This window comes from Phytohabitans houttuyneae, from assembly GCF_011764425.1.
Lineage (GTDB): Bacteria > Actinomycetota > Actinomycetes > Mycobacteriales > Micromonosporaceae > Phytohabitans > Phytohabitans houttuyneae.
The window spans coordinates 215,423-229,705 of record NZ_BLPF01000001.1 but is presented as its reverse complement, the minus strand read 5'-3'; the positions used below and the strand labels follow the sequence as shown (position 1 = coordinate 229,705).

Below are 14,283 nucleotides of genomic sequence, written 5' to 3'. Positions count from 1 at the left end.
GCTGCTTCGGATCGGGCCCTTCTGGGGCGGATTTGTACCACGATCTCGCTATCGCCGCGGCCTGTGTACGCCGACCTGCGCGTGATCATGGTCTGTTCAGGAACCTCGCCGCCTCACCCTCTGCGGTCGCCCAGCTCAACCCAGGAGCCCGCTCCGGCAGATCTTGGCAAGTTAGCGTCGAAATGGCGCGCTAACTCACCAAGATCTCGACGCGCATACCGCCTGCAGCCGGTTGGCAGTCACAGACCGCGGCGACGGTGCCGAACTGCCTTACGGCGTAAGGCCGGCTACTGCGGCGCGGACACCGGTGCCGGGTTCTGAGATTTCGCGTGCTCGGGCCGGTCGAGATGCGCATCGGCGCCGGCTGGGTTTCCGTGAACGCGCCCCAGCAGCGCCTCCTCCTCGCCCCTCCTGCTCACCTGGGCCGGCGACGTCGTGCCGGTCCAGCGGCTGGTCGGCGAGATCTGGGGTGACCGGCCGCCGCGACGGCCGTGGCCACCGTCCGGGTGTACGTGATGCACCTGCGCCGCCTGCTCGACGACGGGTCGGGCGCCGCGCTGGAGACGCGGCACCACGGGTACCGGCTGGTCGTCGGCGACGCGGACCTGGACGCGCGGGTGTCCGACCGCCTGTACCGCCTGCGCGAGCAGCTCATGCTGGCGCTGTGCGGGTGTGGCCGGCGGGGCCGAGGCGCTGGAGGTGTACCGCCGGGGTCGCGACCTGCTCGTCGCGGAGCTCGGCCTGGAGCCCGGCCTGGGCTTCAGGGCCTGCACCTGGCCATCCTCGCCGGCCACTAGCGCCGGTCAGGGCCGCGGGGCCGACGAGCGCTACGTCGCGGGCCTGGTGTGGGTCAGCCGGAAGTCGTGCCGCCACTCGCGCCCGTCGGCCGAGGCCTCCCACGCGCCGGTGATCGTGCCGCCGTCGGGGGAGAGCAGGCCGCTGTAGCGCTGCGAGAAGCCCGGTGCCTCGCGCCACAGCTTCCACTCGCGGCCGTCGAAGCTCATCTGGTAGAGCCGCTCGACGCCGCGCGAGTCGTAGTAGCGCTGGGTGAACGTGTCCCGCTCCGGGCCGGCGCCGATGACCGCGACCGCGCGCGGGAACGCGGGGTGCTCGTTGCCGATGCGCTGGATCAGAAACCGCCGCCCGTCCAGCCACTCGAAGCTGGTCCGCCCGGCCGCCCGCATCTCCGCGCTGTCCGGCCCCAGGAAGCCGGCGTCGAAGACGGCCTCCGTGTCCCACTCACCGAGCAGCGCGTCCAGCCGGTCCAGCCAGGCGGGGCGCTCGTCGGGTACGTCCGGCGGGGTGTCTGTGTCTGCCATCGCCTCATCCTCTCGGGGTGTGATGCTCCGCACGGTAAGACGGCCCGAGGCCTTGGAACTCATCGGTGGGGCGACACGCGTGAAGGGGAGATACCGGACACAGGGCGGGAACGGGCGTGGGGCGGTGTACAACGTTAGGGGTGAGTTCTCCGTGGTGTGGCGGGTGTGATCCGCACTCGCGTACCGACGCGGAGGGCCAGCCCTGCACCGCCTGCCACCCGGCCGGCGCGCCCGTGGAGGACGCGCGGCGGTGGTGCGGCGAGTGCCACCGGCGCACGCGGCTCACCGCCGACGGCCGGCGGTGCCAGCGGTGCAACCCGCTCGCCGGGCGCGACGACGACCCGTACCGGCGGCGCGCCTGGTGCGGGCGGTGCGACAAACGGGACCGCATGGTGCGCGACGCCGGCGGTGTCCGCAAGTGCCGCGCCTGCCACCCGCTCGGCCGGCCGCCGGCGCAGTGGCCGATGCACGACGTGCCGGACGGGTACACCGAGCAGCTCATCGCCTGCGAGTGGCTCTGCTACGTCTCGCCCACGCTCCGCCGCACCGGCAGCGACCGGCTGCGGATGCTGCTGCAGCTGTGGTTCGAGGCGGGGTGGACGCCGCGCGACGTGCTGTACGCGCTGGACCACCTGCCGACCGGCGAGATCCAGCCGGGCGAGATCCCCACGGCGTCGGCCGACCCGAGGACCACCGAGGCGTACGTGAAGCGTCGCCTGCGCGGCTGGCTCGACGGCGACGACGGCCCGCTGCCGCCGGTCAACCGCCAGATCGCCGACAACCGGCGCAAGGTGGTGGCCGCGCAGGAGGCGGCGCGCGAGGAGTGGCTGCGACGGACCCGCGTGGCGGTGCCGCCGGCCCTGTCGCGGGGTGCGGCGCTGGCGCGGCAGGTCGCCCGCGACGCCGCCGAGCGCAACCGCCGCCGCCGCCGGGCCGCCGACGACCGGGAGCTGCTGCGGCGCGGTGAGGAGCTGGCCGCCGGGCAGGAGGTGTCCGCGCGCTGGCGGGACCTGCTGGCCAGGGAGGCGCAGCCGCACGTCGAGGAGCCGCCGCCGGGCGTGGTGCCGCCGAACAAGGACGAGCGGCTGCGGGCCGCGCTCTCCGCGCCCACCCAGATGATCAGCCTGCCGACGATCGGCGAGTCGCTGCGCGCGCGCCGCGGCGGCGACACGCCCGGGCCGGACCGCCGCCCGAGCCCCCGCCGCCGCTAGCCCGGCGTCACGCCCGGGTGCGCGGCGTCCAGCGGGCGACCACGGCGGCGACGACCGAGACAAGGTACAGCTGGCCGATCAGCGCCTCGGCGACCACGACGGCGCGGGCGGGGTTCGAGGCGGGCACGATGTCGCCGTAGCCCACGGTCGTCAGCGTCACCACGCTGAAGTACAGGAACGCGGAGGCGTCGTCGACCTGGTCGACGCCTTCGAGGTACGGGTTGCCGTGGATCGCCCCGATCATCTGGTGGAGGCTGGAGAAGAGGAGCGCGAGCAGCAGGTACGTGGCGAGCGCCCCGGCCACCGCCTGGATGTCCACGCGCTTGCGGGCGGCGACGGTGTGGATGGTCGCCGCGATCGTGGCGCACACCAGCAGCACCGTCGCGGCGCTGGTGAGGCCCGTGGCGAGGCGGGTGCCGCCGGCGACGACCGCGACCACGCTGAGGAGCACCGCACCGAGCGCGGCGGCGAGCGCCGCGCGGATCCAGCGCCGTGGGCCGGCGACCCGCGCGGCCAGCACGAGCGCCGTGCCGAGCACGAGCACCCGCAGGGGTACGGCAGCGGTGTTCTGGCCGACCGCGATGATCAGGATGTACAGCACCACGATCGCGCCCAGCAGCGCGCCGAAGTGCGGCGCAACGGGCCGGTCCACCAGGTCAGGGTACGGAGCGGGCCGCCCAAACGGGCCGTGACAGGCCAGAATGGGCCCATGCGACTTCCGATCATGCCGCCGGTACCGCCGATGCTGGCCAAGGCCGTCAAGGGCCTGCCCGAGGGCGCGATGAGCTTCGAGCCGAAGTGGGACGGCTTCCGCTCGATCATCTTCCGCGACGGGGCGGAGGTGGAGGTCGGCAGCCGCAACGAAAAGCCGATGACGCGGTACTTCCCGGAGCTCGTCGAGGCGGTGCTGGCCAACTTCCCGGAGCGCGCGGTCATCGACGGCGAGATCATCCTGGTCGGCGAGTCCGGCGACCGGCTCGACTTCGAGATGCTCCAGCAGCGCATCCACCCCGCCGCCAGCCGGGTCAAGATGCTGTCCGAGACGGTGCCGGTGCGCTTCGTCGCGTTCGACCTGCTGGCGCTCGGCGACACCGACTGGACCGAGCGCCCCTTCGCCGAGCGGCGGGCCGCGCTCCAGGAGGCGCTCGCGCCGGCCAAGGCGCCGATCCACATCACGCCGGTGACCACCGACCGGGAGGTCGCCGGGCGGTGGTTCCACCAGTTCGAGGGCGCCGGCCTGGACGGCGTGATCGCCAAGCCGCTCGACGGGGTGTACGAGCCGGACAAGCGGGTCATGTTCAAGGTCAAGCACGAGCGCACCGCGGACTGCGTCGTCGCCGGGTACCGCGTGCACAAGAGCGGCCCCGACCGCATCGGCTCGCTCCTGCTCGGCCTCTACAACGCCGACGGCGTGCTGGCCAGCGTCGGCGTGATCGGCGCGTTCCCGATGGCCCGGCGGGCGGAACTCTTCGAGGAGCTGCAGCCGCTTGTCACCACGTTCGACAACCACCCCTGGGACTGGGCCCGGCAGATGGAGGGAAACCGCACGCCGCGCAACTCCGAGGGGAGCCGGTGGGCGTCGGGCAAGGACCTGTCGTTCGTGCCGCTGCGTCCCGAGCGCGTGGTCGAGGTGCGGTACGACCACATGGAGGGCGTCCGCTTCCGGCACACGGCACAGTTCGTTCGCTGGCGCACCGACCGCGAGCCGCGCTCGTGCACCTACGAGCAGCTCGAAGAGCCGGTCAACTTCGATCTCGAAGATGTCCTGGGCGCCGGCCGAGCCTAAGCCGGGCCGGCGCCGCGGCGTCCAAGGCGTCAGGTGAGCGCTGGGCCCAGGCGGGTGGCGGGGCGGCGGGCCGGGCGGATCCGGGCCTGCACGGGCACGTTCCGGCTGCGGGCCACCAGCACCGGGCAGTCGGCGTGCCGCAGCACCGCCTGGGTGACCGGGCCGAGCGGCGTGGGCCGGTCGCCCTGCGCGCCGACCACGACGAGCTGGGCGTCGGCGGATGCGCTGTTCAGCGCCTGGCCGGCCGGGCCCTCGACGCGGCGGTGCTCGACCTTGAGGCCGCCCGTGGCGTGGGTCTCGGCGCAGGCCGCGCCCTCGGCGTGCAGGACCACCAGCGGGGCCTGCCTGCGCTGTGCCTCCTCGACGGCGGTCGCCAGGCCGACGGCCGCGTCCGCGGAGCCGTCGACGCCGACCACCACCGGGCCGCCCGTCGTGCCCGAGCCGCGGACGCACAGCACCGGGCCGGCCGCCCGCGCGGCCACCTGGAACGACACGGACGCCGTGGGGTCGGCCGGGCCTTCGGGGTCGTCGCTGCCGATCACGAGCATGGAGGCGCGCGCGGCGGTCCGCAGCAGCACCTCGATCATCTCGCCGTCGACGACCTCGGGCGTCACCTCCAGGCCGCGGTGCCACTCGCGGGCCTGCGCGGCGGCGTCCGCCACGATCCGCTCCGCCTGCTCGCGCTCCGCGCCGTCGTCTCCCGGAGGCAGCTCCAGCGGCCACATGAACGCGTGCACGATGCGTAACGGACGGCCTGTCGCCGCCGCCTCGGCCGCTGCCACGCGCACGGCCGCCACATCCGTCGCCAAATCCTTCACACCAACCGCAACAGGCGCTTCTGTACCCGCCATGGCCGCCACCTCCGCGCTGAGGCTCGATCGCCGTCCACCCCGGTCACCGTGGAAACAGAGCCGGTACATACCCCTCTGCCTGCTTACCTAACCGCATGTGACGCCCCAGCGACAGACCTCTGGGCGGATCGGGACCTTTCCCACACATGTATCGAAGAGCAAGTCCTGATGAGGTCATGGGACGTTGCGGTCGCGCGGCGACGAACCGGGTGAAACCGGCGCCGCCCACCATTCGGTTCCATACCGGTTGCTCCATAGCGCCTCCGGGCCGGCGGCTCTGACCTGCGTGGACAGTCCTCCGCAGCGGTGCGCGCGGGCGGGTGCCCTTGCCCCCACCAGGGTGGGCGGGTATCCACACATGCAAAGACTTGCATCGACCGAGGGGGACCGTCGTGCGCAGAGTGGCCGCGGCTGTGATCACCGCCGTCGTACTCATCGCTGGACCACCAGCCGTTTCCGGATCGGCGACCGCGGCTCCCGCGGCCCCGCCCGACCTCAGCCTGCCGGGGGAGAAGCACGTCTCCCGCGACCTCGACAACCGCGACGGCACCGTCGCACCGAGCGCCGCGCAGCGCGCCCGCGCCAGCGCGCTGGGCGACGTCCGCTTCAACGCGCTGGGTACACCGAGCGCGCTCGGCACCGGCGCGAAGCCGCTCGCGACCGGCCTGCCCGCCGGCGCGGAGGCGGCCGCCCGGGCGTACCTGGCCGGCAACCGCGACCTCTTCGGCCTTGACGAGGCGGCCGTCGCCGCGCTGGAGCCGCTGCTGGTCCGGCCGATGGGCAGCGGCACGGTGGTGACGCTGCGGCAGCGCTTCGGCGACCTGCCCGCCGGCCACGACGGCCTGGTGACCGTCCTGGTCACCGGCGACAAAGTCGTGCGGGTCACCTCGTCGCTGTCCCGCGACACGAGCGCGCCCGAACCGGCCACGCTCAGCGCGGCGGAGGCCGTGGCCATCGCCCGTGCCAACGCCGGCCTCGGCGCGTCCACGGGAAGCAGTGACGTGCGGCGGGTTGCCGTGCCGACGCCGGCCGACGGGCCGCGCGACGCGTACGCGGTGACGCTCACCTCACCGGCCGCCGCCGACCCGGTCGCCGTGACGACCTATGTGGACGGTCGCAGCGGCGAGGTGCTGGTTCGCGAGGACCTCGTCGACTTCGACTCGGACAACCCGCGCTGGGCGGTCTTCCCGTCCACGCCGCCGGCCACCATCCCGGCCGGCCGCGACCCGCGCGTGCTGTGGTGCCAGGAGGAGGTCGGCCGCTGCGTGAAGGCGGTCCGCGACCCCAACACCGGCGAGGCGTGGGACGTCGACCTCACGACCGGCCTGCCCACCTTCACCTCGCGCGGCAACGCGGCCGACAACACGCTCAGCCTCGGCGCCGGCAACCCCGCCGTGCCGGCGACGCCGAGCCCGAACCGCGAGTACATCTACCCGTTCACCGACCAGTGGCGGCAGTCCCGCTGCAACCCCACCGTCTTCACCTCCGCGCAGCGCAACGACGCGGACGCGGCGATCGCCAACCTCTTCGCGATGCACAACCGCATGCACGACTGGGCGTTCAACCTCGGCTTCACCGAGTCCGCCTGGAACATGCAGGCGGTCAACGTCTCCGGCGACGGCCTCGGCGGCGACCCCGAGACCGGCCGCGCGCAGGCGAACGCGCTCGGCGGCAGCCGCAACAACGCCAACCAGGGCACCGGCCGCGACGGCCTCCCGCCGACGACCAACATGTTCCTGTGGCAGCCGCAGGCCGGTGGGGCGTACCCGCCGTGCGTCGACGGCGACTACGACATGACGGTGATCGGGCACGAGTACACGCACGCGATCACCAACCGCATGATCGCGGGGCCGGACACGGGCATCGGCTCGCTGCAGGGCTCCGCGATGGGCGAGTCGTGGGGTGACCTGCTCGCGGCCGAGTACCTGCTGGAGTACGGCTTCCGCCCGCCCGGCGAGAGCCCGTTCATCACCGGCGGGTACGTCACCGGCAACACCGTCAACGGCATCCGCAACTACGACTCGACGCGCAGCCCGCTCAACTACTCCGACGTCGGGTACGACCTCGTCGGCCAGCAGCAGCACGCGGACGGCGAGATCTGGAGCGCCACCCAGGTGCGGCTGCGCGGCGCGTTCGTCGCCCGGTACGGCAGCGGCACGCCCTCGCTGCAGGCCCGCTGCGCCGACGGCCTTGTCGAGGTCGCGTCCTGCCCGGGCAACCGGCGGTGGGCGCAGCTGATGTTCGACTCGTTCCTGCTCCAGGCGGCCAGCCAGTTCAGCATGCTCGACATGCGTGACAACATGCTCGCCGCCGACCTGGTCCGCTTCGGCGGCGCCAACCAGGAGCTGATGTGGAACGCGTTCGCGCAGGCAGGCATGGGCCGGGACGCCACCAGCGGCCCGAGCGACGCCGACCCGGTGCCGAGCTTCGCCTCCCCGTACGCCGACAACGCCACCGTCACGCTCCGCCCGCTGGGCGACTCGGAGGGCGCGCCGATCCGGCTGTACGTGGGTGACTACGAGGCGCGGGCCACCCCGGTCGCCGACACCGACCCGGAGACCGAGCTGGGCGACACCTTCGAGATCATCGGCGGCAAGCAGTTCAACCTCGTCGCCACCGGCCCGGGGTACGGCCACCGCAAGTTCACCACGCTCTTCCTGCCCGGCCGGGCCCAGGACCTGAAGGTCAACCTGCCGCGCAACCTCGCCGCGGCGGCCGGCGGTGCCACGGTGAGCGGGCCGGGCGTCAACGTCCCGCTGCTGATCGACGAGACCGAGGGCACCAACTGGGCCTCGCTGGACGGCGTGGCCGGCCGTGCGCTCACCGTCGACCTCGCCGGTGACCTGCCGCAGCGGGTCAGCGTGGTCAACGTGAGCGCGCTGCTGCGCCCCGCCATCGTCGGCGACCCCGACCCGAACGCGCAGAACCGCTTCTCCGCGCTCCGCTCGTTCAACGTGTGGGCCTGCGACGCCACGACCGCGGACTGCGCGACGGACGCCGGCTGGCGGCGGGTGTACCGCAGTCCCAGCGACGCGTTCCCGTCCGGCAACTTCCGCCCCACGGCGCCGTCGCTGAACCTGCGGCAGTTCCGCTTCACCCCGACCCCGGCGACCCACCTGCGCCTCGAGGTGGTCGCCAGCCAGTGCACCGGCAACCCGCTCTACGCCGGCGAGCAGGACGCCGACCCGGCGACGGCGACGGACTGCGCGACGGCCAGCCCGTTCGCGTCCCAGGTCCGGGTATCGGAGTTCCAGGCGTTCACCCGCTGAGCCAGCTCGGGGCGCGGGCCTTTCGCCCGCGCCCCGAGCCGTGCCCGGCCCTTCGTTGCGGCAGACTGGTGGGATGAGGTTCGCGGGGGTCGGCGGCGAGCACGAGCCGGACCCGCGCCTGGAGTGGCGCGAGCAGGCGCGGCGGATGCCCGTGCCGGTCTTCGGCCTCGTGCCCCAGCGCCACGCCGAAGACTGGGACGCGATCGGCCTCGGCTCCGGGACGGTCAACGGGGTCCTCGAGTCCTGCGAGGTGAGCGTCACCTACACGCTGTGGCGCAACCCGGACGACCCCGACGACCCGGTCAACCTCGCCGAGCTGGACGACGAGCAGCGCCGCGCGCTCGCGGAGCAGCCGCCGTGGGCGCGGGCGCCGTGGCTGGAGGAGCAGGTCCGGCGGATGCGCTACCCGGCGCTGTGGGAGTGCGTGCGCACCCGGTGGACCCGCGAGCCGGGCGAGTTCGACACCGTGCGAGCCCTGCTGGTCGAGCACGTCAACCACATCGTGGCCAACCAGTTCCGGCGGACGCGGGTCGTGGGCGACCACCCTCCGTACGAAGTGGACAGTCCGGTGAACGAGCGCTGCGCCGAGCCGGGCATACCCGTGGTGGTCGACGGCGTCACGCGGGACGGTCTCCGCATCGACACCGACCCCGACGTGTACGGCGTGGGCGTCGACCTCGACCCCCACACCGTGCTCACGGCGGCGGTGCCCCGCGACGACCTGCCGTACCTGCAGATGGCCTTCGCCACGCGTCCGATCTGAGCCGCGGGTCAGTCGACCTCGACGCGGACGGAGTCCAGCGCCGGGATCTGGTTGGCGCGCTGCATCATCGGGATCCGGTGGGAGGCGTCGCCGGCCCAGGCCGAGCACTGGAAGGTACCGGCCTGCGGCAGCCCCGGCACGCGGATCTCGATCACGTCCGGCTCGCTGCTGCCCTGGCGGTCCTCCGTCGCGACGAAGAACGCGGGCGCGGGCGCCGGCTCCGGCGCGACCTCGGTGCTGGTGAGGATGCGGCAGGCGGTGTGGAAGTGGCCGCGCACCAGGCCCTGCGCGTTCAGGATCGACATGTCCACGTAGTACCCACCCTGCCCGGCCGGCAGGAAGCGGTCGCGGATCAGGTTGCGGGTGCTGACCCGGATCGTGAAGGGCTGGTTGACGCCGACCTGCTCCGGCGCCTCGGTGATGAGCAGCGACGGGTTGTTCGCGGCGTCGGCGACCTCGCCCATCTCGGTGTCGACGCACCGGCCGCCGTTCTGGAAGCCGTCGTGCAGCGGCAGGCCGTTCCCCTCGGCGCACTCGTCCGGCCCGAAGTCCAGCGGCGGCGGCGCGGTCGTGGTCGCGGGCGGCGGCGGGGTCGTCGGGTCGTCGTCACCGGGGTCCGGCTGCGGCGGGCCGGTCGTGACCGGCGGGCGCGTGGTGCGGCCGGGCTGCGGCGGGCCCGTGGTGACGGCCGGCCGCCGCGTCGCCGGCGGGCGGGTGGTCGCGGGCGGGCGGGTCGTGGCGCGGTTCACCGCGGGCGGCTGCTCGGCCTGCGTCGTCCGCTCCCCGGCGGGGGTGCTCGGGTCGTCGTCGTCCGGCGTGGTCGGGTCGTCGGCGGGCGCTGGCCGGGTGGTCGCCGGCCGGTTGGGCTTCTTGGTCCGGTCCGGCGTGCTGCGCGCCGCGGGTGAGGTGGCGTCCGCGCCGTCCGCCGGCGCCGACTCGTCGTACCCCTCCTCGCTGGCGGCCACGCCCGGGTCACCGGCCGCCTCGTTGACGACCTGCTCTCCGGGCTGCTTGGCGCAGCCGGCCACCGCGGTAGCGAAGACGGCGAGGACCGCCAGCGCCACGCGCAGGCGGGCGGAGTGCCGGGGGAGCGAGCCAGGTGCCATGAGCAGGCCTCCAGGGGGCGGAGAGCAGGGAGCCGAGCAGCGGGCGGAGCGTACTCCCGGCGCGTCGATGCCTGTCAAACAGGCAAAACCCTGTGTTTAAGCGAGTTTTGAGGCTCGGCGACGCTCCACGCGATACTGGTTTGTCCGCAATTGCGCCCACACGCACGACCCGCCGTAGAGGTTCATCGATGGGGTTGGCAAGCCCGAACGACAAACAAACTTAAGGAACGGCTAACCGCACGAAAAGACCGGTGCTGATCCGTGATGCGGCATTGGCCCACTGCGGTTGATCGCCGATTGGCCCAGCGATCGGCGCGGGAACCGCCATAGCGTTAGGGCCATGAGACTGGACTTCGACACGCTCGCCCCCGGGTTCTCCAAGGCCCTGGGCCGCCTCGACGTCGCATCCGGCGAGGGACCGCTCGACCGGCCGCTGCGCGAGCTGGTGCGCACGCACGCCTCCCAGATCAACGGCTGCGGGTACTGCGTGGACATGCACACGAAGGACGCCCGCGCGCAGGGCGAGACCGAGCAGCGCCTGTACGCGCTGCCGGTGTGGCGCGAGGTGCCGTACTTCACCGAGCGGGAGCGCGCTGCTTTGGCGCTCACCGAGGCCGTGACCGTACCCACCCGCGCCGGCGTGCCCGACGACGTGTGGGCGGACGCCGCCAAGGCCTTCGACGAGGGCGAGCTGGCCCAACTGCTGGCCACGATCGTGACCATCAACGCGTGGAACCGGATCGGCGTGTCGGCGCGCTGCTGGACGCCGGGCTCGTACCAGCCGTGACGTGAGCGGGGCCGCGCTGTTCGGCCCGCCTTCTTTCGGGCACCGGTCGGCCGTGCCTTGCGCGCCGGCGGCGGTACGGGGCGTCGCGCTCGGCTCGGGATCGACGATGTCGCGCCGACCCGGACAAAACCGCGCCTTCCATCGGCTAAGCCGGTACTTGGGGACAACGCAGGCCACTGCCTTGACAAGCGCTTTCCTGGATCCATAGCCTTCTACCTGTTTTAACGTTTCATCCACCATGCTTGTCGATCTTTGAATGATGTCCTCAATCGGCCGCCCACCCACGGAGGCGCTGATGCATACCCGCCCGCGTGCGCTCCTCGCGAGTGCCTGCACGATCGCCCTCATGGCCCTCGGCGCCGCGCCCGCCACCGCCGGCACCGCCACCACCGGCCACGGCCGGCACGGGAGCCACCCCCAGCTCGAACGGCTCGACCGCGGCCTCGTCGCCGCCACCACGCCGGACGGCGTCTTCCTCAGCTGGCGCCTGCTCGCCGAGGAGGTCACCGGCCACTCCGCCACCGGCCTCACCGGCGCCGACTTCCGGGTGTACCGGGACGGCCGGCCGGTCGCCACCGTCACCGACAGCACCAACTACCTCGACGCCGGCGGCACCGCCACCTCGCGCTACCGCGTCGGCGCCCTCGTGCGCGGCAAGCAGGTCTCCCTCAGCGCGCCGGTCACGCCCTGGTCCGGCGCCTCCCGCGACATCCCGCTGCGCAAGCCCGCCGACGGCGTGACCCCGGCCGGCGAGGCCTACACGTACTCGGCCAACGACCTCAGCGTCGGCGACGTGGACGGCGACGGCCAGTACGAGTACGTGGTCAAGTGGGACCCGTCCAACTCCAAGGACGTCTCCCAGGTCGGCTACACCGGCCCGGTCTACATCGACACGTACGAGGCGGACGGCACGCTGCTGTACCGCATCGACCTCGGCGTCAACATCCGCGCCGGCGCGCACTACACGCAGTTCCTCGTGTACGACTTCGACGGCGACGGCCGCGCGGAGATGATGTTCAAGACCGCGCCCGGCACCCGGATCATCCGCTACAACAGCGACGGCACCGTCGCGTCCACCCGCTTCATCACGATGCCCAAGCGGGACATCCGGGCCGGCTACTCGCACAGCGACGACTACCGCCTCAGCGCGGCCGACTACCGCGAGCGGCTGATCGGCGTCTTCCAGGGCTGGGACAAGCACCCCGAGGTGGTCGCCGGGCGCTGGCCGTCCACACTGGAGGCCGCGTTCGGCATCGCGCCGGCGTACACCTACCCGCTGTCGCGGGAGGACGCCACCGCCCTCGTCGACTACTTCATCGACGTGTACGCACCGGCGCGCAGCGCCCGCAACGTGCTGCGCAACTTCGCGGGGTTCATTGTGGACGGTCCGGAGTACCTGACCGTCTTCGAGGGTGCCACCGGCCGCGAGCTGCAGACGGTCGACTACAAGCCCGGCCGCCACGACGACGGCCTCATGTGGGGCGACTACGCGATGGCCCGCATCGAGCCGGGCAACCGCGTCGACCGCTTCCTCGCCGCCGTCGCGTACCTGGACGGCAAGCGTCCCTCGGCCGTCTTCGCCCGCGGCTACTACACGCGTTCCACGATGGTCGCGTACGACTGGGACGGGCGGCGCCTGCGCGAGCACTGGTACGTCGACAGCGGCTGGGTGCCGATGACGAACCCGTTCAACGACGGGCCGCACGGGCGGGACGGCACGGACCCCGAGTTCAAGACGATCACGACGCAGGGCGACCACTCGCTCAGCGCGGCCGATGTGGACGGTGACGGCAAGCAGGAGATCGTGTACGGCTCGGCCACCATCGACCACGACGGCTCGCTGCTGTACAGCTCGTTCGCGGTCGCGCCGCCGGAGAGCGCGGTGCCCGGCCAGAACGTGCGCCTCGGCCACGGCGACGCGATGCACGTGACCGACATCGACCCGGCCCGCCCCGGCCTGGAGATCTACACCGCGCACGAGGGCGGCACGTTCGCACCGTACGGCCACGCCATGCGCGACGCGGCCACCGGCGAGGTGCTGTTCGGCGACTACACCGGCCGGGACACCGGGCGGGCGATGATCGGCGACGTCGACCCGGCCGTGCCGGGCATCGAGGCGTGGCCGGCCATGCCGCCGAACGCGGCCGACCTCGGCATCGGACTCTTCTCGGCCGGCGGCACGCTGCTCGGACCCACCACGCCGGGCACGAACATGAGCATCCGGTGGGCGGGCGACCTGACCACGCAGATCGTGAACGGGCAGGCGCCGGCGGACGTCACGATCGACGACTGGAAGCGCGGGCGGGTGCTCACCGCCACCGGCACGACCTCGAACAACGGCACCAAGGGCAACCCCGGCCTCGTCGCCGACGTGTTCGGCGACTGGCGCGAGGAGCTGCTGGTCCGGACGCTCGACAGCACCGCGATCCGCGTGTACCTGAGCACCGAGGTGACCGGCCACAAGCTCTACACGCTGATGCACGACCCGCAGTACCGGGCCGAGGTGGCCCGACAGCAGACGACCTACAACCAGCCGTCGTACACCAGCTTCTACCTGGCGTCCGACACCGACTGGGCGAAGGTGCCGCTGCCCCCGCGCCGCTGACGCCGCGTGCGATGATCCGGGCCGTGACCACGATCGCGGCCCGGACCATCGTCACCGCGCGGCTGGACCTGCTCCCGCTGCGCGTCGAGCACGCCACGGAGATGGCGCGGGTGCTGTCAGACCCGGCGCTGCACGCCTTCACCGGCGGTGCCCCGGACACGCCGGAGGAGCTGCGCTCGCGTTACGAGCGGATGACCGGGGGCTCGCCCGACCCGGCCGTCTCGTGGCTGAACTGGGTGATCCGGCTCCGGGACGAGGACCGCCTGGCGGGTACCGTGCAGGCCACGGTGAGCCCGTCGGGCGGCGGCCTGACCGCGGAGATCGCCTGGGTCGTCGGCACGGCCTGGCAGGGCCGGGGGATCGCCACCGAGGCGGCGCAGGGGCTCGCCGGGTGGCTCGGCCAGCAGCCGGTCCAGGCCCTCGTCGCGCACATCCACCCCGACCACAAGGCGTCCGCGGCGGTCGCGGCGGCGGCCGGTCTCTCGCCGACCGACGAGTGGCAGGACGGCGAGGTCCGCTGGGAGCGGCGCCTCACCGCGCGTTGATCAGGGAGCCGGTGGAGCGCCGCGCCGCCAACCCGCCCGAC

At 73.1% G+C, this 14,283-nt stretch carries 13 protein-coding genes; 9 read left to right on the top strand and 4 right to left on the bottom strand.

The genetic code is table 11. The annotated features are described in order from the left end of the window. Positions 1–491 precede the first annotated feature (491 nt). Positions 492–797: a hypothetical protein gene (locus Phou_RS52035; protein WP_246273114.1), complete on the top strand. Its 306-nt coding sequence runs from the start codon at positions 492–494 to the stop codon at positions 795–797. Further along, positions 700–945 carry a hypothetical protein gene (locus tag Phou_RS55245; protein WP_371872161.1) on the top strand — a complete coding sequence of 82 codons (246 nt, stop codon included), beginning with the start codon at positions 700–702 and terminating at the stop codon, positions 943–945. The genes Phou_RS52035 and Phou_RS55245 overlap by 98 nt, the downstream gene beginning before the upstream one ends. Here Phou_RS55245 and Phou_RS01065 read toward each other — a convergent pair. Beyond that, positions 828–1,319 carry a hypothetical protein gene (locus Phou_RS01065; RefSeq protein ID WP_173052717.1) on the bottom strand — a complete coding sequence of 164 codons (492 nt, stop codon included), beginning with the start codon at positions 1,317–1,319 and terminating at the stop codon, positions 828–830. The genes Phou_RS55245 and Phou_RS01065 overlap by 118 nt on opposite strands. Positions 1,320–1,459: 140 nt before the next feature. Between Phou_RS01065 and Phou_RS01060 the strand changes: the two genes are divergently transcribed. Next, complete coding sequence (locus Phou_RS01060) at positions 1,460–2,530, top strand: cytochrome c3 family protein (protein WP_173052715.1); 1,071 nt, start codon at positions 1,460–1,462, stop codon at positions 2,528–2,530. A 7-nt stretch (positions 2,531–2,537) separates the two neighbouring features. On the opposite strand, the gene Phou_RS01055 is transcribed toward Phou_RS01060, so the two are convergent. Further along, on the bottom strand, positions 2,538–3,182 hold the full coding sequence (locus Phou_RS01055) for a potassium channel family protein (RefSeq protein ID WP_173052713.1): 645 nt from the start codon (positions 3,180–3,182) through the stop codon (positions 2,538–2,540). A 57-nt stretch (positions 3,183–3,239) separates the two neighbouring features. Here Phou_RS01055 and Phou_RS01050 point away from each other — a divergent pair, with 57 nt between their 5' ends. Next, positions 3,240–4,316, top strand: coding sequence for an ATP-dependent DNA ligase (locus Phou_RS01050; protein ID WP_173052711.1), 1,077 nt, complete (start codon positions 3,240–3,242; stop codon positions 4,314–4,316). A gap of 29 nt (positions 4,317–4,345) precedes the next feature. Here Phou_RS01050 and Phou_RS01045 read toward each other — a convergent pair whose 3' ends face one another. Beyond that, positions 4,346–5,167, bottom strand: coding sequence for a universal stress protein (locus Phou_RS01045; protein ID WP_281364993.1), 822 nt, complete (start codon positions 5,165–5,167; stop codon positions 4,346–4,348). Positions 5,168–5,559: 392 nt separating this feature from the next. Between Phou_RS01045 and Phou_RS01040 the strand changes: the two genes are divergently transcribed. Both Phou_RS01040 and Phou_RS01035 read left to right on the top strand, forming a co-directional pair. Continuing rightward, the gene (locus tag Phou_RS01040; RefSeq protein ID WP_246273112.1) at positions 5,560–8,436 is read left to right on the top strand and encodes a M36 family metallopeptidase; all 2,877 of its coding nucleotides are present in this window, start codon (positions 5,560–5,562) and stop codon (positions 8,434–8,436) included. Between the two features lie 73 nt (positions 8,437–8,509). Then, the gene (locus tag Phou_RS01035; RefSeq protein WP_173052705.1) at positions 8,510–9,199 is read left to right on the top strand and encodes a hypothetical protein; all 690 of its coding nucleotides are present in this window, start codon (positions 8,510–8,512) and stop codon (positions 9,197–9,199) included. An 8-nt stretch (positions 9,200–9,207) separates the two neighbouring features. Here the strand turns inward: Phou_RS01035 and Phou_RS50565 are convergent, their stop codons facing one another. Next, positions 9,208–10,305, bottom strand: a complete 1,098-nt coding sequence (locus Phou_RS50565) for a hypothetical protein (protein WP_178134949.1) — start codon at positions 10,303–10,305, stop codon at positions 9,208–9,210. 340 nt (positions 10,306–10,645) lie between these two features. Here Phou_RS50565 and Phou_RS01025 point away from each other — a divergent pair, with 340 nt between their 5' ends. The 3 genes from Phou_RS01025 to Phou_RS01015 all read left to right on the top strand — a co-directional run bounded on the left by Phou_RS01025 (position 10,646) and on the right by Phou_RS01015 (position 14,242). Next, positions 10,646–11,092: a carboxymuconolactone decarboxylase family protein gene (locus tag Phou_RS01025; protein ID WP_173052703.1), complete on the top strand. Its 447-nt coding sequence runs from the start codon at positions 10,646–10,648 to the stop codon at positions 11,090–11,092. Positions 11,093–11,387: 295 nt separating this feature from the next. After that, a complete protein-coding gene (locus Phou_RS01020) occupies positions 11,388–13,697 on the top strand; it encodes a rhamnogalacturonan lyase (protein ID WP_173052701.1) in 2,310 nt (769 codons plus the stop codon). A 23-nt stretch (positions 13,698–13,720) separates the two neighbouring features. Continuing rightward, positions 13,721–14,242, top strand: a complete 522-nt coding sequence (locus Phou_RS01015) for a GNAT family N-acetyltransferase (RefSeq protein WP_173052699.1) — start codon at positions 13,721–13,723, stop codon at positions 14,240–14,242. Positions 14,243–14,283 lie beyond the last annotated feature (41 nt).

Excerpts from the sequence above, each read along its gene's own strand:
- Phou_RS01045 (WP_281364993.1), bottom strand. The coding sequence starts at position 5,167 with ATGGCGGGTACAGAAGCGCCTGTTGCGGTTGGTGTGAAGGATTTGGCG.
- Phou_RS01065 (WP_173052717.1), bottom strand. The coding sequence starts at position 1,319 with ATGGCAGACACAGACACCCCGCCGGACGTACCCGACGAGCGCCCCGCC.
- Phou_RS01020 (WP_173052701.1), top strand. The coding sequence starts at position 11,388 with ATGCATACCCGCCCGCGTGCGCTCCTCGCGAGTGCCTGCACGATCGCC.
- Phou_RS01050 (WP_173052711.1), top strand. The coding sequence starts at position 3,240 with ATGCGACTTCCGATCATGCCGCCGGTACCGCCGATGCTGGCCAAGGCC.
- Phou_RS50565 (WP_178134949.1), bottom strand. The coding sequence starts at position 10,305 with ATGGCACCTGGCTCGCTCCCCCGGCACTCCGCCCGCCTGCGCGTGGCG.
- Phou_RS01025 (WP_173052703.1), top strand. The coding sequence starts at position 10,646 with ATGAGACTGGACTTCGACACGCTCGCCCCCGGGTTCTCCAAGGCCCTG.
- Phou_RS01035 (WP_173052705.1), top strand. The coding sequence starts at position 8,510 with ATGAGGTTCGCGGGGGTCGGCGGCGAGCACGAGCCGGACCCGCGCCTG.